The 18,384-nt window shown below is 49.4% G+C and carries 16 protein-coding genes and 3 pseudogenes; 10 read left to right on the top strand and 9 right to left on the bottom strand.

All coding sequences use genetic code 11. The features are described 5' to 3' along the window. Positions 1 to 119: 119 nt before the first annotated feature. The 3 genes from HV314_RS08975 to HV314_RS08985 all read right to left on the bottom strand — a co-directional run bounded on the left by HV314_RS08975 (position 120) and on the right by HV314_RS08985 (position 3,441). Positions 120 to 833 carry a phosphatase PAP2 family protein gene (locus HV314_RS08975; RefSeq protein WP_046275466.1) on the bottom strand — a complete coding sequence of 238 codons (714 nt, stop codon included), beginning with the start codon at positions 831 to 833 and terminating at the stop codon, positions 120 to 122. A 35-nt stretch (positions 834 to 868) separates the two neighbouring features. Next, complete coding sequence (locus tag HV314_RS08980; RefSeq protein WP_181547873.1) at positions 869 to 1,855, bottom strand: CobW family GTP-binding protein; 987 nt, start codon at positions 1,853 to 1,855, stop codon at positions 869 to 871. Positions 1,856 to 1,974: 119 nt separating this feature from the next. After that, complete coding sequence (locus tag HV314_RS08985) at positions 1,975 to 3,441, bottom strand: mannitol dehydrogenase family protein (RefSeq protein WP_181547874.1); 1,467 nt, start codon at positions 3,439 to 3,441, stop codon at positions 1,975 to 1,977. A 202-nt stretch (positions 3,442 to 3,643) separates the two neighbouring features. Between HV314_RS08985 and uxuA the strand changes: the two genes are divergently transcribed. Next, entirely contained in the window at positions 3,644 to 4,834 is a 1,191-nt protein-coding gene (uxuA, locus tag HV314_RS08990; protein WP_181547875.1) for a mannonate dehydratase, read from the top strand. Between the two features lie 45 nt (positions 4,835 to 4,879). Here uxuA and pdxR read toward each other — a convergent pair whose 3' ends face one another. Continuing rightward, complete coding sequence (gene pdxR, locus HV314_RS08995; RefSeq protein ID WP_065554081.1) at positions 4,880 to 6,352, bottom strand: MocR-like pyridoxine biosynthesis transcription factor PdxR; 1,473 nt, start codon at positions 6,350 to 6,352, stop codon at positions 4,880 to 4,882. Between the two features lie 165 nt (positions 6,353 to 6,517). Here pdxR and torC point away from each other — a divergent pair, with 165 nt between their 5' ends. From torC to torD, 3 genes are read left to right on the top strand one after another with little or no spacing between them, the layout of a single operon-like run. Then, positions 6,518 to 7,657 (top strand): pentaheme c-type cytochrome TorC, encoded by a 1,140-nt coding sequence (gene torC, locus HV314_RS09000; RefSeq protein ID WP_181547876.1) that lies wholly within the window; start codon positions 6,518 to 6,520, stop codon positions 7,655 to 7,657. A gap of 3 nt (positions 7,658 to 7,660) precedes the next feature. Next, positions 7,661 to 10,159, top strand: coding sequence for a trimethylamine-N-oxide reductase TorA (torA, locus tag HV314_RS09005; RefSeq protein ID WP_181547877.1), 2,499 nt, complete (start codon positions 7,661 to 7,663; stop codon positions 10,157 to 10,159). Further along, positions 10,149 to 10,781 carry a molecular chaperone TorD gene (torD, locus tag HV314_RS09010; RefSeq protein ID WP_047416244.1) on the top strand — a complete coding sequence of 211 codons (633 nt, stop codon included), beginning with the start codon at positions 10,149 to 10,151 and terminating at the stop codon, positions 10,779 to 10,781. The genes torA and torD overlap by 11 nt, the downstream gene beginning before the upstream one ends. Positions 10,782 to 10,837: 56 nt before the next feature. Here the strand turns inward: torD and yeiP are convergent, their stop codons facing one another. Further along, on the bottom strand, positions 10,838 to 11,410 hold the full coding sequence (gene yeiP / locus HV314_RS09015) for an elongation factor P-like protein YeiP (RefSeq protein ID WP_016153740.1): 573 nt from the start codon (positions 11,408 to 11,410) through the stop codon (positions 10,838 to 10,840). A gap of 157 nt (positions 11,411 to 11,567) precedes the next feature. Here yeiP and HV314_RS09020 point away from each other — a divergent pair. The 3 genes and pseudogenes from HV314_RS09020 to HV314_RS09030 all read left to right on the top strand — a co-directional run. Beyond that, positions 11,568 to 11,651, top strand: a pseudogene (locus tag HV314_RS09020) (YkgJ family cysteine cluster protein); the annotation flags it as partial. Positions 11,652 to 11,985: 334 nt separating this feature from the next. Continuing rightward, positions 11,986 to 12,252, top strand: coding sequence for a YkgJ family cysteine cluster protein (locus HV314_RS09025; RefSeq protein ID WP_095715447.1), 267 nt, complete (start codon positions 11,986 to 11,988; stop codon positions 12,250 to 12,252). Between the two features lie 414 nt (positions 12,253 to 12,666). Beyond that, positions 12,667 to 13,212, top strand: a complete 546-nt coding sequence (locus tag HV314_RS09030; RefSeq protein ID WP_239006836.1) for a YagK/YfjJ domain-containing protein — start codon at positions 12,667 to 12,669, stop codon at positions 13,210 to 13,212. 93 nt (positions 13,213 to 13,305) lie between these two features. Here HV314_RS09030 and HV314_RS09035 read toward each other — a convergent pair whose 3' ends face one another. Continuing rightward, entirely contained in the window at positions 13,306 to 13,548 is a 243-nt protein-coding gene (locus HV314_RS09035) for a hypothetical protein (RefSeq protein WP_239006835.1), read from the bottom strand. Between the two features lie 360 nt (positions 13,549 to 13,908). Here HV314_RS09035 and HV314_RS27330 point away from each other — a divergent pair, with 360 nt between their 5' ends. After that, the gene (locus tag HV314_RS27330) at positions 13,909 to 14,181 is read left to right on the top strand and encodes a PAAR domain-containing protein (protein ID WP_326928851.1); all 273 of its coding nucleotides are present in this window, start codon (positions 13,909 to 13,911) and stop codon (positions 14,179 to 14,181) included. After that, positions 14,181 to 15,575, top strand: coding sequence for a PAAR domain-containing protein (locus HV314_RS09045; protein ID WP_181547276.1), 1,395 nt, complete (start codon positions 14,181 to 14,183; stop codon positions 15,573 to 15,575). Before HV314_RS27330 ends, HV314_RS09045 begins: the two co-directional genes overlap by 1 nt. 633 nt (positions 15,576 to 16,208) lie before the next feature. On the opposite strand, the pseudogene HV314_RS09050 reads toward HV314_RS09045, so the two are convergent. Then, a pseudogene (locus tag HV314_RS09050) lies at positions 16,209 to 16,316 on the bottom strand (hypothetical protein); the annotation flags it as partial. A 163-nt stretch (positions 16,317 to 16,479) separates the two neighbouring features. Then, positions 16,480 to 16,659: a hypothetical protein gene (locus HV314_RS09055; protein ID WP_233598313.1), complete on the bottom strand. Its 180-nt coding sequence runs from the start codon at positions 16,657 to 16,659 to the stop codon at positions 16,480 to 16,482. 87 nt (positions 16,660 to 16,746) lie between these two features. Here HV314_RS09055 and HV314_RS09060 point away from each other — a divergent pair. Further along, a pseudogene (locus HV314_RS09060) lies at positions 16,747 to 16,881 on the top strand (YkgJ family cysteine cluster protein); the annotation flags it as partial. Between the two features lie 41 nt (positions 16,882 to 16,922). Here the strand turns inward: HV314_RS09060 and setB are convergent. Further along, the gene (gene setB, locus HV314_RS09065) at positions 16,923 to 18,104 is read right to left on the bottom strand and encodes a sugar efflux transporter SetB (RefSeq protein ID WP_181547878.1); all 1,182 of its coding nucleotides are present in this window, start codon (positions 18,102 to 18,104) and stop codon (positions 16,923 to 16,925) included. Positions 18,105 to 18,384: the final 280 nt, after the last annotated feature.

The raw sequence follows: 18,384 nt of genomic DNA on the forward strand, positions 1-18,384 counted from the left end.
GCAACCCAATCATTTTAAAGATGAATAAGATGACGGGAGAATGACAGCCAGAATGATGAAATATCGACAAGCATCATCAGGGAATCAGAGTTTTCCCTGATGATGTTAATTACTGTGCGTTATTTGTTTAAAAAATGTTTGTTTTTACCGGGCAGATAATTCGCAAACAGAGTGACTAATCGGTCGCTTAACGGTGTCATTAGCCACCAGGGCAGACCAATCAAGACGACAGTCATGGAACCGATCACGATATCGGTGAGCCAGTGAGCGCCAATCATTATGCGTGGAAAGGCAAAAACCACAGCGATAATAAGGCCGATTATTCCGGCGACTTTTCCGAAATAACGCAGCATAAATGCGGAAAAAATAAGCAGCATCATACCGTGATCGCCGGGGAAACTGTCTCTGGACGCATCTTTAGTCGGAATATGCAGCAGTTCGCTGACGCGATAAATATTATCCAGCATCAGAGTAGGGCTGGCGCGTTTAACGGGAATAAGCGCCTGGCCTAACTGATTTAATACCACTGCGGTGAGCAGCATAACCAGGCCAATAGCGACAATGCGTCGGCGACCTTCCGACGTTTCTTTCAGCCAAAAATGCAGCATCAAGGCGCCCATTGCCAGCAATGAGCAACCATCAAATGCCCGGTTATTGGTGATAGCAACAATCCACAAGAACAGCGGGCTTTCCACCAGTTTCTGGTTAAAGAAGCGGAAAACGCCCGTATCCAATGAAGACCAGATCCCATGTCCGGCAGGAAGATACCAGGACAGAAACAGCGCCAGTCCCGCAATATTGAGTAGGAGAATAAGAGGGTATCGGGTTTTCATCATCGTTTACCATTGCTATAAAAACGAAGGCAACCTTACGCGTTAGCGTCTAAACGAAGTCTCAACAATGCACTCTGTAGCGTATTCCAGTCGGTCTCAGTATCGGCGATGAGTTCAATACGGCTATCCGGTGGCGCGACGTTTTGCGTCTCAATATGCCAGTCGTCTCCCTGGCGGTTAATGCGCACCAGCCCTTCCTTTATACGCATGACACCTTTCACGCGCCCCACGGGGGCAAGACGAGACCATTCCAGCAGACCGATGGTATCGAACACCGTATCGGCGTCAAAAATCCAACCGCAGGCCTGATGGCCCTGGCCGCTGTTCAGGCTGCGCCGCCAGCGCTGCTGTGACGGCAGACTCAATGCCGCCAGTCCCTTTTTGTCTGCATGGCTATGGGCGTGCTCTGCGCTTGCAGGAAGCTCTGCCAGGTTTAGTCGGGGTAAATCCAGTAACTGCCCGTCAATTTGCCCATGGTCGGCATGAACCAACTGGCGATTACCGCCGTAGTGTTGCCACCATGTTTGCAAGGCGTTTTCGCTTTCCGCTGTGGCGCGGTCGGCTTTATTGGCAACAATGATATCTGCGGCGGCCAGCTGATCGCGGAAATTGTCATTGGCGACGCTTTTTTCATCCAGTAACAGCCGGGGGTCAAGAATACAGAGGGTCGCGCGCAGATCGATCCACGGTTCGTAAACCGGTGCGGTGAGTAAATCCAGAATTTGTTTGGGGTGTCCGAGGCCGGTGGGTTCAATCAGCAATCGATCGGGTTTTCCCTGACGCAGCAGCGTATTGAGGCCAACCTGCATCGGTAGACCGTTAACGCAGCACATACAGCCGCCGGGGATCTCTTTTAGTAATGCGCCGCTGTCGGCTAACAGGGCGCCATCAATACCTACTTCACCAAACTCATTGACCAGCACGGCCCACTTCTCTGCGGGATCCTTGTTCGCCAATAGATAAAGAATAGAGGTGGTTTTGCCACTGCCGAGAAAACCAGTGATGAGATTGGTTTTAGTCACAATTACTCCAGAATCATAAATTACCGTAATGGCATTTAACAATCCTGGCGAAAAATGGGGAAAAAGAGAAGGGGGGAGGGGACGAAGACGTGCTTCGTCCTGTTTAATGGCAGAAATCGTTAATTTTTTAACGTTTCAATGACAGCCTGATGCGCACCGTATTGGGCAATACGTTGCCAGGCCTGCTGAATGACCGCGACAAACTGCGGATTCTGTACGAGATCGGCGGCGAAAATCTCATGCAGAGAAAGCAGGGCGCTGACGCGTTCTGATTCAGTGCTCTGTGCCACCAGAGCGGCAATTTTCTCACTGAGCGGGTCACGAATATCAATCGTAGCGCCTGAATCATCCACACCGCTCACGTAGCGCATCCAGCCTGCGATGCCGAGCGCCAACAGCGGCCACTCGCTTTGACGTGCTAAATGCACGCGGATCCCTTCCAGCATTCGCTGGGGTAATTTCTGGCTACCATCCATCGCGATTTGCCAGGTTTTGTGTTTCAGCGCCGGGTTGGCAAAGCGGTCCAGTAGGCTTAAGGCATACTGGTTTAAATCAACATCGGTAATTTGCAGCGTGGGGGCCTGTTCGGTGAGCATCAGCCGGTAAGCTGCTTCACGAAATGCGCTATCCTGCATACAGTCGCTGATGTGCTGGAATCCGGCCAGATAGCCGAGATAAGCGAGAAACGAATGGCTGCCGTTCAGCATCCGCAGTTTCATTTGTTCCCACGGCAAGACGTTTTCGACCATCTGGACACCCGCAGATTCCCATTGCGGACGACCACAGACAAAGTTGTCTTCAATCACCCACTGAATAAACGGCTCGCAGCTGATTGCGCAAGGATCGGCAACGCCCAGCTCATGGGCGATTTCAGCCAGCGACTCTTCGGTGGCGGCGGGAACAATCCGATCCACCATAGTACCCGGGAAACTGACGTGTTCCTGGATCCAGTGCGCCAGCTCAGGAGAGCGTTTTTCCGCCATCCCCAGTACGGCATTTTTTACCACATGACCATTGTCCGGGATGTTATCGCAGGAGAGGACGGTAAACGGCTGCAGTCCACGTTCACGTCGGCGGTGCAGCGCTTCTACGATTATACCGGGGGCGGAGTGCGGTTCAGCCGGTGTCTGCAGATCGTGAATAATACGCGCATTAGAGAGATCTAACGAACCCGTTGCCGGATCGATGCAGTAGCCTTTTTCCGTGATGGTTAACGAGACAATCGCGACCTGAGGCTCGCAGAATTTTTCAATAATGGCCGCCAGCGAATCCAGCGTGGCGTTCAGGCATTCGTTAACGGCACCGATAACAATAGGCTGGTTGCCGTTAGCCCCTTTTTCTAACACGGTAAATAAATGATCTTGTTCGCGAAGCTGACTCATCAGCCGATCGCCACTGAACAGGCTGATCTCGCAAATTCCCCAGTCTCCGCCCTGCGCATTCAGCACCCTGTCGGTTAATAACGCCTGATGGGCGCGATGAAAAGCACCGAAACCAAAATGTACAATCCGCGTTTTTAATTGTTGGCGGTCGTACTGCGGCATCATGACATTTTCCGCCAGTGGCGCTGAGGCAATAGTTTTCATTAAATACACCTGATTAACCATTAATTAACAATGCCAGTATAAAGTTATATGACAGCAAATTGAATTGGTGTGCCTCATTTATCCGGGGAATGTGAGCTGGATCAATCAATGATAGGCCATCTGTTGAACATCTCCGGGATGGCTGTATGGTAGTCGTCATTCAGGTAGTTTAATTTGGTATAACAACTTGTGAGGTGAAACAATGGAACAAACCTGGCGTTGGTACGGACCTAACGATCCGGTATCGCTTGATGATGTGCGTCAGGCTGGCGCAACGGGTGTTGTGACCGCCTTGCACCACATTCCCAACGGTGAAGTGTGGCCGGTAGAAGAGATTCAACAGCGTCAGGCTATTCTGGCTGAAAAAGGGCTGACCTGGTCGGTGGTGGAAAGTATTCCTGTCCACGAAGATATCAAAACGCGTTCAGGCCAGTACCAAACGTGGATTGCCAATTATCAGCAGAGTATCCGTAATCTGGCGACCTGCGGCATCGATACCGTGTGCTATAACTTCATGCCGATCCTCGACTGGACACGTACCGATCTCGAATATCAGCTGCCGGACGGCTCCAAAGCGCTGCGTTTTGACCAGATTGCTTTTGCAGCCTTTGAACTGCATATTCTTCAGCGCCCAGGCGCCGCAACGGATTACACCGCAGAAGAACAACGCCAGGCGCTGAATTACTTCAATGCTATGAGCGATGCCGATATCGAAAAGCTGACCCGCAATATCATTGCCGGCCTGCCCGGTGCGGAAGAGGGCTATACGCTGGATCAGTTCCGTGCGCGCCTCGCTGAATATGACGGCATCAGCAAAGACGATCTGCGCGATAATATGGCGGTATTCCTGCGGGCGATTGTGCCTGTGGCGGAAGAAGTCGGCGTGCGTCTGGCTGTTCACCCTGACGATCCGCCGCGTCCGATCCTCGGCCTGCCGCGCATTGTTTCGACTATCGAAGATATGCAGTGGCTGAAAGAAACCGTCGACAGCATCAATAACGGTTTCACCATGTGCACCGGTTCCTACGGTGTGCGCGCCGATAACGATCTGGTGAAAATGATCGAAACCTTTGGCGATCGAATCCACTTCACGCATCTGCGCTCCACCTGCCGTGAAGATAACCCGAAAACCTTCCACGAAGGTGCGCACCTGCAAGGCGATGTGGATATGGTATCGGTGGTTGCTGCCATCCTGAGCGAAGAACAGCGCCGTAAAAAGGCGGGCGATTTGCGTCCTATCCCGATGCGTCCGGATCACGGACACCAGATGCTTGACGACCTGCACAAGAAAACCAACCCAGGCTACTCCGCGATTGGTCGCCTGAAAGGGCTGGCGGAAGTTCGCGGCGTTGAACTGGCGTTAAAACAAACGCAGTTCCGCGATCTGCTGTAAGGTTAACAACAGGGATTGTGCCGCAGGCGCGATCCCTGAAATTCATCAAGGCTGCGCTAGCGCCTGCTCCAGTACCGACAGCACCTTTTTGATCTGCTGTATCTGCAATCCGCCAAACCCGAAAAACATAACAGCATCGCTGTTCTCCCTACGCCATGCGGCTCCTGAGCCATTTTCAATATCTGGCAGAGTGTCAAAGCGGATCCCTGCCAGCAGGCAGCGCTGTTGCAGCCTGGCTATCATATCTGAGTGTCTGTCAACGCGTAACGAGAGGTGCAGACCCGCCGTTGCGCCAGCGATTTTCCCTGACGGAAACAGAACAGAAAGGCCATCGCGTAACAGATTGAGGCGCGCCGCATAGTTGCAGGCCAGCTTGCTGATGTGCGAGTAAAACACCTGATTTTGCATTAATTCGGCTAAAAATTGTTGCAATAACCACTGACTGCCATTGTTATTGAGTGCTTTCATATTCTTTACTGCCGGGAGCAGTTCATCAGGACAAATGAGATAGCCAAGACGCGTTCCCGGCCCCAGCGTTTTGGAAAATGTCCCCATGTAGATAACCCGATTGTGATAATCCATAGCTTTCAGTGCGGGAAGGGGGTTCTCGCCATAGGTAAAAACAGCATCGTAGTCGTCTTCAAGGATATAAGCGCCGACGCGCTGCGCCCACGTCAATAATGACTGGCGGCGCTCCAGCGAAAGGACGCTTCCCATTGGATACTGGTGAGCCGGAGTCACATAGCAAAGCTGGGTTTCATATTCGGGTAATTTATCTGTTTGCAGCCCGTGGTTATCTACAGCAATTGACGTAATGTCTGCACCGTAATAATTAAACAGATGCCATGCGCCAGAATAGCAAGGGGATTCGGCTACAACGTGGCACTTTTTTTGCTGACTGACGGCATGATGAACAATAAATATTTGACTGAGCAGCGACAATCCTTCCTGAATCCCATTGGTAATGATGATGTTCTCCGCCCGGGTATTAATGCCGCGAGATAAATTAAGGTACCTGGCTAGTTGCTCACGCAGTGAAAATAATCCATTTGATGAATGATATCGGGTAAACAATTGCTCTTTAAGCACGCTTGGCGCGTTATTCCATTTTCGCCAGCTTGCCCAGGGAAAAGCATTGGGATCGGGGACGCCCATCCGGCAGTAGCACTCCCGCCCAGGCTCTGCGTAAACATCGGTAGAGACCCCGGCCGCTTTTGGTGTTACTGGCGGAGAGCCCTGGGGTACGGACACATGCGCAGGGGTTACACGTACAGGCGTGGTGAATATCACCTCATAGCCAATGCCGTGTCGGCTCTTAATTAATCCAGCCGCCATCAGCTTATCATAGGCCATCACTACCGTTATTTTGGCAATGTTCAATGCCTGAGCCTGCTCGCGAATAGAGGGGAGTTTATCTCCACACAGCAAATCACCCCGCTGAATGGCCTGTAAATAAAATTGAAATATCTGCAACTGCAGCGGAGTCCGGCTTTCTCTATCGAGAGTCAGTTTGAGCATGATAAATTCCTTATTTATAGATGGTGATTATATTACGGACTTCTGCTCTTTACTATTTGACGAACCTCATAGAGTGGATGCTGTTCCTATAATCTGCCTTCGCTGTCTCTATTTTTGATTTTTATTATCCCTTAGCGTGTCGCTATTAAAAAAATGGAGGCAAGCATGTCGTGGATAAGAAAAAACGCACTATGGTGCGCATTCGCCGGGGCGGTAGCAATGGCCCTGGCTATTTGGGGAACGTGGCAAGGCGTTCATTACACCAGTTCTACCGAGTTTTGTTTATCGTGTCACTCGATGCGCACATCTGGCGAGGAGTATAAAACCAGCGTGCATTTTCGTAATGCTTCTGGTGTGCGTGCGGAGTGTAAGGATTGTCATATTCCGCCAGGCATCGTCCCAACGCTGGTTCGTAAAACGCAAGCCTTAAACGACCTCTACCACACCTTTATCTCTCCTTCGATCGATACCCCGGAAAAATTTGCCGCAAAGCGGGCGGAGTTGGCCCAGCGAGAATGGGCGCGCATGAGCGCGAATAATTCTGCGTCGTGTAAATCCTGCCATAGCTATGAGGCGATGGATCACGGTAAGCAATCGGCAAATGCAGCGGCGCAAATGACCGCGGCGGCGGCAAAAGACAGTAACTGTATCGATTGTCACAAAGGCATTGCCCATCACAAACCCGATATGAGCAGCGGTTTTCGCGATCGTTACAAGCAGCTGCAGCGTCAGGGAGAGCAGTTACCCACGGCGACGACGCTGTATTCGTTAGGCGAAAAATCACTGACTGCGACAGCAGAGAGTCCGGCAGGTAAAGCCATGCTGTACCCGGCAACGCAAGTGCGTGTGCTGAAAAGAGAAGGGAAAAACGTTCAGATAGAGCTGATCGGCTGGCGGGAAAGCAAAGGACGGGGACGGGTGATTACCCAGTATATGGGTAAACGCGTTTTTGCTGCCGTATTAGATGCCTCGCTGATGAGCAACGTGAAGGTTGAGCAAACTCAGGTTGATCCGGAGTCGCATCAGGAGTGGCAGCAGGTAAGCGTGACAGCCTGGAGTTCGGCGGAGGGGTTTACCGACAATATTGACCCCCTCTGGCAATACGCCGATCAGATGTTGCAATCCACCTGTAGCGCTTGCCACAGCACGCCGCCGCCGACCCGTTATTCCGCGAATGGCTGGATCGCCGGACTGAAATCCATGTCCACCTACTACCGGCTTAATCCGGTGGAAGACCGTACGTTGTTGAAATATCTCCAGACTCACGCCAGCGATATACCTCAACCTAACAATTCAAAAGGATAATTTATGGATATTCATGATTTTAATCCGTCACGTCGACGGTTTTTAAGTGGAATGCTGGCAGTCGGTGCCGTCAGCGCTTTAGGGCCAAATCCACTGATCTCAAAGGTCTGGGCAGCGGGTGAAAACCCGGAGCAATGGATCCAGTCTGGCTCGCACTTTGGCGCTTTTGAAGCCAAAGTCGTGAACGGTGAATGGGTCGATACCCGCCCCTTCAAACACGACAAATACCCCTGCGATATGCTGAATGCGGTGCGTGAAGTGGTCTACAACCCATCGCGTGTGCGCTACCCGATGGTGCGGCTGGACTGGCTGCGCAAGCGTGAAAAGTCAGATCGCAACCAGCGCGGCGATAATCGCTTTGTCCGTGTGAGCTGGGATCAGGTGTTGGATCTGTTCTATGAAGAGCTTGAACGAGTACAAAAGACCTACGGATCTTCTGGTGTCTTTACCGGGCTGGCGGACTGGCAAATTGTTGGCAAATTTCATAAGGCCGGCGGCGCGATGGATCGGGGACTCGGCTTGCACGGTAGCTATGTAACGACCGTCGGCGACTACTCGGCAGCCGCAGCGCAGGTCATTTTGCCGCATGTGATTGGTTCGCTGGAAGTTTATGAGCAGCAAACGTCACTCCCGCTGGTTATCGAAAATACCCAAACCATCGTGCTGTGGGGCTGCGATCCTATCAAGAATCTGCAGATCGAGTTCCTGGTTCCCGATCACGATGCGTTTGGTTATTGGCAGCAGATTAAAGAAGCGGTTGCGCAGGGTAAGATGCGCGTTATCAGCGTTGATCCGGTGCGTAGCAAGTCGCAAAACTATCTTGGTTGTGAGCAGCTGGGGCTGCGACCGCAAACGGATGTCGCGTTATTGCTGGCGCTGGCGCATACCCTGTACGAAGAAAAACTGTATGACGTGGCGTTCATTAACGATTATACCGTGGGCTTTGAACAGTTCTTGCCGTATCTGCTTGGGGAAAGCGACAAGCAGCCGAAAAACGCCGAATGGGCGGCGGAAATCTGCGGTCTGACGGCGGAGCAGATCCGCGACTTCGCCCGCCTGCTGGTCAAAGGTCGGACACAGTTTATGGGCGGCTGGTGCGTGCAGCGTATGCACCATGGCGAGCAGTATCCGTGGATGCTGGTGGTGCTGGCCAGCATGGTTGGACAAATTGGCTTGCCGGGCGGCGGAGTAGGGTTTGGCTGGCACTATAACGGCGGCGGGACGGTCACTTCTGCCGGTCCCGTCCTGTCCGGCCTCGGGAGCATCAATAATCCCCCGGCCGCGAAATACAAAGCGGATTTCCGCGGCGCTTCAGAGCATATTCCTACCTCGCGAATGATCGATTGTCTGCTGGCGCCAGGCAAAAAGATCGCTTTCAACGGTGAAACATTAACTTTCCCTGATATCAAAATGGCGATTTTCAGCGCTGCCAATCCGTTCCATGCGCAGCAGGATCGCAACCGCATGATCGAAGCGTGGAAGAAGCTGGAAACCGTGGTAGTTCTGGATCATCAGTGGACTGCATCCTGTCGTTTTGCCGATATCGTCCTGCCGGTGACCACGCGCTTTGAGCGTAATGACATTGAGCAGTTTGGTACACACTCGAATAAAGGGCTGATGGCGATACATCAGGTGGTTAAACCGCAGTTTGAAGCGCGACATGACTTTGATGTCTTTGCCGGTCTGTGCAAACGCTTTGGTCAGGAAGAGACATACCGCGAAAAGCGGGATGAAATGCAGTGGATAAAAGCCATTTATGATGAGGGCGCGAAAACGGGAGCGTCCCTTGGCGTGAGTATGCCGAACTTCGAGAGTTTCTGGCAGGGCGAAGGATACATTGAATATCCTGCCGGGAAGCCGTGGGTGCGTCACGGAGAATTTCGCGAACAGCCGGATATCAACCCGTTAGGAACACCCTCTGGTCTGATTGAAATTTACAGCAAAACCATCGCGGGCTTTGCCTACGAGGACTGCCCGGGGCATCCGGTGTGGATGGAACCCTTTGAGCGTACCCATGGCAGCAAAACAGATAAATATCCGCTGCATCTGCAGTCCTGCCATCCGGATAAACGTCTGCACTCCCAGTTGTGCTCAAGCGAGGCGTTTCGTAACACCTATGCGGTGGCAGGAAGAGAGCCGCTGTACATGAGCGAGTCGGATGCCCGCGCACGTGGCCTGAAAGCCGGGGATATTGCGCGCGTGTTTAACGCCAGAGGCCAGGTGCTGGCCGGGGTGGTGATCAGTCCGGATTACGCGCCTGGCGTCGTCCGGATTCATGAAGGCGCGTGGTATTCGCCGCAGGAAGGCGGGAAAGCGGGCACATTATGCACTTATGGCGATCCGAATGTGCTGAGTGCGGATATCGGTACATCACAACTGGCGCAGGGGCCTTCGGCGCATACGGTGCTGGTCGAGGTGGAGCGGTACCAGGAGAATGCCCCGCAGGTCACAGGCTTTGGCGGGCCGGAGGTTGTGAAAGAGGAGGGGGCAAGTGCAGCATAATCATATTCATCGACAGCGGGCGGCGGTGTACCAGTGGTTTTCGCAACTGCTGTTCCGCGAGCTGGACGAGGAGCAACTCATCCGCCTGGAAAGTGGGGAAAGCCGAAAGTGGCTGGCGTCGTTGACGGCTATCCCTGGGTTATCCGTTGATGTCAAAAACCTGGAACGTAGTCTCATTCGGGCGCTGCGCCGTGAAAGCCGACAGCTGGAGCTGGCGGCGGACTATGCCTCGTTGTTTTTGCTGGCACCTCCTGGCGGTGTTTCACCTTATGCGGGGCATTATCCGCATACGACCGCGCCTGAAGAACGCAAGGAAATGAATGTGCTGTTAGTCGAGTATGGGCTGACCCCGCAGGACAACGAGCCTGCCGACCATATTGCTGTACAGCTGGCACTGATGGCGAGAATGGTTACCAAAAAGGAGACGTTATCGGCGCAATATTACTTTTTGCATCATCACATTATGTGCTGGGCACCCCTGCTACGGGAAAGTTGTTTACACCGGGACGAAGAGGGGGTTTATCCTCAGGCGGTTAACGTCATAACGCATTTTATGCGTGAGGATGAGCTGTATCTGGAATCTCTGTTGATGGATGATTTTTACCTCAGCAGCCAGGGCTGAAAAGAACAAAGGGACAGCAAATGCTGTCCCTTTTCACCGCTGTCGCAGCAGAAAAATTAGTCTGCGCGGCCCATGTAGCGACGTTCTTCGATATGAATACGGATTTTTTCACCTGCACTCAGATATTCAGGAACCAGGATAACCAGACCGGTGCTCATGGTCGCTGGTTTGTTACGCGCACTTGCTGACGCGCCTTTAATGCCCGGAGCCGTTTCAACGATTTCCAGGTCTACCGTTTGCGGCAGTTCAAGCGCCAGCAGCTGGCCGTCCCAGGTCAGTACCTGCATATCCGGCATTCCGCCTTCCGGGATGAACAGCAATTCTTCTTCGATCTGGTCTTTGGTGAAGGTATACGGGGTATAGTCTTCTTTATCCATGAAGACGTATTCGTTGCCATCGACATAGGAGAAATCAACGCCACGACGGCTCAGGGTGACGGTATCAACGATGTCATCGCCTTTGAAGCGCTCTTCAACTTTCAGACCGGTACGAACATCAGAAAAACGCATTTTGTACAGCGTGGCGGCGCCACGTGCGGTTGGTGATTGAATATCAATATCTTTTACAATCAGCAGCTTGCCGTTGTAATTCAGTACCATACCTTTTTTAATTTCGTTCGCTCTTGGCATCGAAAAAATCCTGTAATGAGGAGTGTCTAAAATATCGCGTAAAACTACTCGCGCCGGGGCATTCAGGCAAGCGGAATTGATGCTTTTGCTGGTGCAAAAAAGGTGTTACTGTGCACTTCCTGCACAATCCGATGGTTTACGATAAAGAGAGTACTGTATGGAATGCCGTCCGGATTGTGGTGCATGTTGCACCGCGCCTTCAATTTCCAGTGCCATCCCCGGCATGCCTGATGGCAAACCCAATAGTCAATTATTCACAGTATAAAAACGACTTAACTAAGAAGATATGACTTTCTTGCTAAGTGTTTCAATTGCATGTGAAAAACATTCCCCATACCCAATTTTAGACAGCTGTAATAACTCATTTAGTCCTGAATGACTTGTGAACGAAAGATTTTCATATAGACATATCGGAATTTCTGTATTGTCTTTAAATCGTCTATCTGGGCCACCAGACTTGTTGACATACTTCCAGGTTCTGCCAACAACTAAGGCATCCCTGGTTACATGCTATCGCCCCGATTGTGACAGTGTGTTAATGTTTTATTCGAATACAAAGAAATTGAGAGGTCCTAATGGAATGCCGAATCGACTGTGGGGCCTGTTGCATTGCTCCTTCAATATCCAGCCCTATCCCAGGTATGCCACAAGGGAAACCAGCGAATGTAAGGTGTGTTCAGCTATCTAATGATAATTTATGTAACATTTTTGGATCCAACCTTCGTCCTAAAGTTTGCAGTAGCCTGCAACCATCTCTGGATATGTGTTCAACGAATCGAACAGATGCGATGACCTACTTAATCAGACTCGAAGATGAAACTTGCCCCACTGCTACTTCGTAGGTTTACGCTGATAAATTACTATTTGTACTTATTGTAAGATTTCGATAGTGTTTGTTATAGTTTCGTAAATTTTGTTCCGGGTTTTCTCCCCCCTCAAATACATCTCCTACATCAAACATGAAGCGGCTTTGTGCTATCACAAACGCCCGCGTTTTGCCGTGGTTTTTAGGTAATAACTTAGAACTTAGAGAAGGGTTCGGTGTATTTTTTACATTAAAGAAAGGTATTCTATTAACAGAATTACAATAATCTCAAATCCAGCTACCACTAGTTTTACTGGAAGCTAACAGTTATCGAAATGTTTATCATGAACACGGTCGTTACAAAGCCATTGATGGCAAGTCTTTTGTTCATGATGGTTATGAATACACGATTAACACCAGAATTGGATCAGGTGTTCGCCATGATATACTTATGGTGATGGTCACCGAACTAAAAGCAATGCAGAGGCGCTACAGTCGAGTGTTCTATACCAGTTTTGATCTTCACCTCCCTGCATTCACTTCTGTTGAAGCAGGTAACGAATACATACGCAAACTGTTCAAACGATTAGGTGCCCGTCCGGAGTCTGGAAACAACGGTTTATCGGAACCTATCATCGATTTTGCTTGCGGTTGGGTTTGCCAACAGGAAAAAGCATCACAGCCTCATTACCATTGCTGGATTGCGCTCCCGCATCGACAGGTAAGATGGTTTGGAACGCCAGACAGAGGGATTGCTGGTGTTATTACGGAAATCTGGATGAAACTGACAGGTGGTAAAGCAACACTGGTAAACTTGCCTAAGTCTACTAAAGACTATCCCGATCACTACGTCATTCATCGGGATGATCCTTCGACAGTCAAAGGTCCGGTATTCCGGCTTTCTTACCTGGCAAAAGAACGCGGGAAGTCGCAAACAGGGAAGGGAACGCGCTTGTATACCACATTAAAGTTGAGTCGTAAAACACTGGATTCGTAAATATTGCACAAGAAGTCCGTAAAGCGTTTTTCTTTGCAAGTTATACGATTTACCAACGTTATAAATAACGCTAAGAATCGCGTTCAGGACATTTTAGAACATGACCAATACATGATTAACTTTATGCTTATTTATTTGTTCAGCCTCAAAGAGCAACGTTTGCGTAGTTATTGCTTCGATCTTGGCATTGGCAAGTTCAACCATCAGATTGGCTAATTCAAGTTTAAGTGTGGCTTTGTCCAGTTCATCGCTGTTATTCGCCAGTTTTTGAGTGATACTCACAGCTTTATCAAGAATCCCGACCGCTGCTGCCGTACTTGCTAATATACCTGCCATAACGTTCTCTGCCTGAAATTTTTCAATGAGTAATTTGTCTACATTATCCGATAATCTTCTGTCGCGAAATGCAGTTTCGCTTAAGTCTAATGTTTATTGCATGTATGGTCATTGCTTGTAAAATGAACTCTTCGATTATTTTTTGATGGCAAATGGACTTATGCAGCAATACACCAATGAGATTACGACTGAGATCCGCGAATCGCTTTCACAGCCACTGTATGACGAAAATCTCTTATCAGGCTGTGACAACAAAACCCGCGAAGAACTCGAATAAATTAACAAGCGTAAAGCAAGCCGCCCCTCGCTTACATATTCAGATTTGCCGTAGTTGGTAGTCTTACCCGAAAAGGTGGAATAATCCGCCATGCTTCTGAGAGTTGTACAGCTGGTGGCTATCCGATGGCACGAGTTGGAGATAAAGTTGTTTATGCTGACGGTAGTGAAACTACCATCGTTTCCGGTGCTGGTGAGGCGCGTATTATCCAGGGAGCATCTGCTGCTCTGGTTGGCAGCATGCTTGATAATGGCGATGAAATAATCTCAACGCCGCAATCAGGTGTGAAGCTGGTCTTCCGCGAAGGTGATATATTGCCACGGGGATTTTTAACCATGCCAGGGAGTAAACATTAATGGCAGCTAAAGGTTATTATTTATTCAGAGGTGATAAGACTGTTTGCGGCGGTCGGATTCTTGAAGGATGGAGTGATCATCAGCATCATGGTAGAGACATGGCTTGTGAAGGACATAAAGTGACTTGCGGCAAACATCCCGGCAGTTTCCGTATTTGCGGCGGGCTTGATGATGACGACATACATGGCAAAAGGATTGCCGGAACTTTGCACTGCTATAGCTCTTGTCCCTGCAAATCAAAATTTATTCCATCAATCCTCGATGCTGATTACGAACTTGGTGGAGAAGCGGAAGTAAACAATATTGGTTCACATGAGATCGCCAATATTCCTGAACTGCCTGAGCCCGTACAACATGCGCAATCAGCAACGAAAGAGCCTAAAAGCGATACTGGCGAGGGGGTAGATGCTGGTTTTGCTGTAATCCCCTATGGCGGTACTACAGAAGCCTGGCAACGTCTGCTATTCACTGGCACCCCGCCAGCAGGAGCCAAGGAACTGTTCGCTACGTTGAACGGCGCAGACGAGAGGTATAAAGCTGGTTCAATCATGCTTCTGGTTGATCCTGACAAGCAGGATGATGAACAGATAGCACATATGCAGGAGGCTAAAGAGCGTATTGATACTGCGCTGGAGCCATTGACCCATCAAGAGGCCAATTTCCTTCATAAGCACTACGCCACGATTGCTAACTTTTCCAGTATTGCTGATAAAGGTATTGGTCTTGCTGCTGAACCTGTTGGTAAATATTTCGAGAACATCGAAAAGATTCTCAAAGAGATCCAGGATACATACAAGAATACCTATATGACTCGCGGTGCCTTGATTGGTGAACAGTTCTATGTAAAACGTGCTCAGTTATTCAAAGAGCTTGAACAGGTGCTTAAAGTGGGCTTCCTGAACAAGGGCATGAAGTTTGGTGAATATACAAAAATAAAGAATGCTCTGGGCTTGTCAACGAGTTCGATCACCCATAAATGGAATCAAACTGGTATCAGCGATATTGAAGGTTATGCAACTCATATTGAACGTGCTGCAAAATATGTTAAAGCGATGCGTTATACTGGTTATGTCGGAATTGGGTTTAGTGCTGTTCATTCAATGAATGAAATTAATGAAGCCTGTTCTGTCGGGCGAGAAGCGGAATGTACAAAAAAGAAATATACTGAAATTGGTAGTTTTTCCGGTGGACTTGCTGGTGGTTTGGTCGGAGGGGCTGTTGGTATGGGGGTCTGTTCATTAGTGTTAGGTGCAGCAACAATGGCTGCTGGTGGCTCTGGAGCTTTAGCTTGCGGTGTAATTTTAGGTGCTGGCGGCGGTTATATGGGCGGGGAATATTTATCTGATAAAGGTGAAGAGTATGGTGAACTAATTTACAATGCGGTAGGTAAGTAGTGAAAATTGCATCGGTTGTACTGTTCACATTGTTTGTTTTATCTACAATTATTGCTTATGGGTATTCAGCAATAAAGAGCAAGCAACATCTTTTGTTATGTGATGATTTTAAGGAGCGATTTGGTTATGTCCCTGTAGGAATAATCTTTGCTCAAGCAGGAGGTATATTCTTAACTTTTCAGAAGGATTTCTATTTCATATCCCCATTCGTTTTTAGAAAGGGAAGTTTTGCAGTTAGGAATATGGAACCAGAACATTATGATTTCATCAAAAGTTTACCTAAAGATAAGGTATCATGGCTACATGTAAAGTTTACATTATTCTTGATAATGATCGTTTTATTCTTTACAACTATCATAATGTCCTGCTTGTTTTGAATTGGAAGAATGAAAACGTCAAGCTAAATATGTTTTAGACTTGACGTTTCATGAAGGTCTGTGCAGGTCAGACTTTATGGGAATTGCGCTTTGAGCGATTTACAGGGATATATCCCTGCATTTGATAGTATGAAATACTACTTCTGGCAAATTTCCCGATCATAGACTCCACCATTTACAGCCAGCATTTGCTTTTTTTCTTTGAAATCAAATTGGTCATGATTTGCGAATCATTCAGGAAAATACCTTCAAATGTACCCTGTCGTTCATCCCGCAACTGCTTTACCCATCGTGTCATGGTAGAAAGACCAACATCCATAGCACTGGCCGCAGCTGCAACGGTGTAGCTCTGGTCAAGGACCAGTTGAGCTGATTCGCGTTTAAACTCTGCGCTGAAATTTCTTTTTTTTCATTGGGACACCTGTATTGTTCTGAGATGAGCATATCACCTCTATTCGGTGGCCAATTTCAGTAAACCACTACAAACTTTACCCCCAATCTGCTTGATGAACTTCCATAGCTTCCCTTCATGAGCATTTTTTTCCTTTGAACGTGGACATGCCGAGATCATGGAAAGCCGTTGTATCAAGTTCGAGATTATAACGGGCCGCAATTTTTAGAGCGGTATCTTGCTGACGCTCCAGGGAGTCACCTTCCCGTTGTTTCACAGATGAAGAACGCACATACGAATACAGCTTGGGTTTCATTGAGAGTGATTACCTTCGGATGGTATTGATTGATCAGATGCTAACAGCAGGAATGTGAATTTTTAAACAGTGAATAATTATATATTAGGCAAGCCCGCTAATACACCATGCGTTCAACTGGATGAATCCCTGCGCTGTAAAATTTTTGCTTCGCCTCTGCGGCCAAAAGTGTGCGCCGGTTTACAGCCCAGTGCGGAAATGTGCGGACAGACGACGCACTAGGCCATGGTCTATCTCATTGAGCTCGAGGCGCTGACCGCACCTTAAACGTCTTTGATGCGCGTCAGACACGCGACGGTGGCGACGATCATCACCAACGCAAACCAGAATACCGCGTGATAGTTCCAGATTTCAGCGGCAATACCCGCCAACGATCCGGCAATAATCCAGCCCACGCGAATGGTATTTGTATAGAGAGTTGTGGCTGAACCCGCTTGTCCCGGCATCAGATCCTGGAAATAGAGCATGCCAATCCCGCCGAGGATGCCGATGTAAATCGCGTTCAGCAGCTGTAAGCCAAGCAATATCGCCGGAGAGTGGGCCAACAGCATGCCGGCATAAAAGAAAAATCCGGCGACAACGGCGATTCTCATCAACAGGCGTTTGCCCAGACGCTTCGCGAAGTATCCGGCAATCAACATGGTTGGGATTTCCAACCCCGCGGCAGTTCCCATCATGATGCCCGCCAGCTTTTCCGGCAGATGCAGTTCGTTGATAATAAACAACGGCATATTAATGATATAGAGACTGTTAGTCCCCCACATTAACGTGCAGATAACAAACAGTAGCAGCGTGTCGCGTCGATTGCGGCGCGGGGCTTCTACCGCGCCTGTCGCGAGAGGCACATTTTTACTCATCGAGGGTAAGAACAGCCAGACCATTACGCCGCAGACAACAAACGCCACCGCCGCGCAGAGGTACATCACCGTAAAGCTAAACCCCATGGCCAGTGCGTAGGCTAGCGGCGGGCCAATCACCCAGGCCAGCGAAACCTGCGCACGTAATATCGAGCTGAACATGACGGCTTCCCGACCCGTACGGTCGGCGTGCTCGCGGGCGAGAGCAAACATTTGCGGGTTGGCGGTCGAACCGAAGCTGCTGAGGAATACCCCGACAAACAGCAGAATAAAATAGTTACGGTTCCAGGCGAACAGCACGCAGGCCAGCATTCCCAGCACGCAGCAAAACACAATCAGGTTTTTGCGATCGCCTTTTTTATCTGAACGTCCAGCCAGAAACTGACTCACCAAAATGCCGATTACGGCGCTACCGGTAAAAAAGAACCCGACCATGCCGGGACGGGCATGGACTTCATCCGTCAGAAAAAGGCTGAGGGTTGGCGTCTGCAACGCACCGGCGATACCCGTCAGAAATGCGACAAGCAGGAACGCCGAAGACGTTAAATCAAACGCCTTGGGTGTGGCGGCTACGGGGGTGTTGTGCATGTTTTGATATCAATAATGTGAAGAGACGCGGAGTTTACGCTGCTTGTCAGAAAATAAACAGGGAGCCAAATCAAAATCGGCATCAAAAATCAAAATAGCATTTCAGTCAGAGAAAGCAGTTTGCTGACGCTGCTGAATCTGACAGGCTGACGCCGTTTTTGCGTCAGCAATTTTTTCTCCTCCGCGGAGAAAATGTGCGTTATCTCTAAATTCAGCAAGTAATTTGTCAACTTTACTTGTGTGCTGAAGAAAAAAGAGCAAGACTTCTTGAAACGTTTCA

The sequence above is a fragment of the Citrobacter sp. RHBSTW-00887 genome (genome assembly GCF_013728095.1).
Lineage (GTDB): Bacteria > Pseudomonadota > Gammaproteobacteria > Enterobacterales > Enterobacteriaceae > Citrobacter > Citrobacter braakii.

Coding starts and splice junctions, on each gene's coding strand:
- HV314_RS08975 (WP_046275466.1), bottom strand. CDS start 833: ATGAAAACCCGATACCCTCTTATTCTCCTACTCAATATTGCGGGACTG.
- HV314_RS08985 (WP_181547874.1), bottom strand. CDS start 3,441: ATGAAAACTATTGCCTCAGCGCCACTGGCGGAAAATGTCATGATGCCG.
- uxuA (WP_181547875.1), top strand. CDS start 3,644: ATGGAACAAACCTGGCGTTGGTACGGACCTAACGATCCGGTATCGCTT.
- pdxR (WP_065554081.1), bottom strand. CDS start 6,352: ATGCTCAAACTGACTCTCGATAGAGAAAGCCGGACTCCGCTGCAGTTG.
- torC (WP_181547876.1), top strand. CDS start 6,518: ATGTCGTGGATAAGAAAAAACGCACTATGGTGCGCATTCGCCGGGGCG.
- torA (WP_181547877.1), top strand. CDS start 7,661: ATGGATATTCATGATTTTAATCCGTCACGTCGACGGTTTTTAAGTGGA.
- yeiP (WP_016153740.1), bottom strand. CDS start 11,410: ATGCCAAGAGCGAACGAAATTAAAAAAGGTATGGTACTGAATTACAAC.
- HV314_RS09025 (WP_095715447.1), top strand. CDS start 11,986: ATGGAATGCCGAATCGACTGTGGGGCCTGTTGCATTGCTCCTTCAATA.
- HV314_RS09030 (WP_239006836.1), top strand. CDS start 12,667: ATGGTGATGGTCACCGAACTAAAAGCAATGCAGAGGCGCTACAGTCGA.
- HV314_RS09035 (WP_239006835.1), bottom strand. CDS start 13,548: ATGGCAGGTATATTAGCAAGTACGGCAGCAGCGGTCGGGATTCTTGAT.
- HV314_RS09045 (WP_181547276.1), top strand. CDS start 14,181: ATGGCAGCTAAAGGTTATTATTTATTCAGAGGTGATAAGACTGTTTGC.
- HV314_RS09055 (WP_233598313.1), bottom strand. CDS start 16,659: ATGAAACCCAAGCTGTATTCGTATGTGCGTTCTTCATCTGTGAAACAA.
- setB (WP_181547878.1), bottom strand. CDS start 18,104: ATGCACAACACCCCCGTAGCCGCCACACCCAAGGCGTTTGATTTAACG.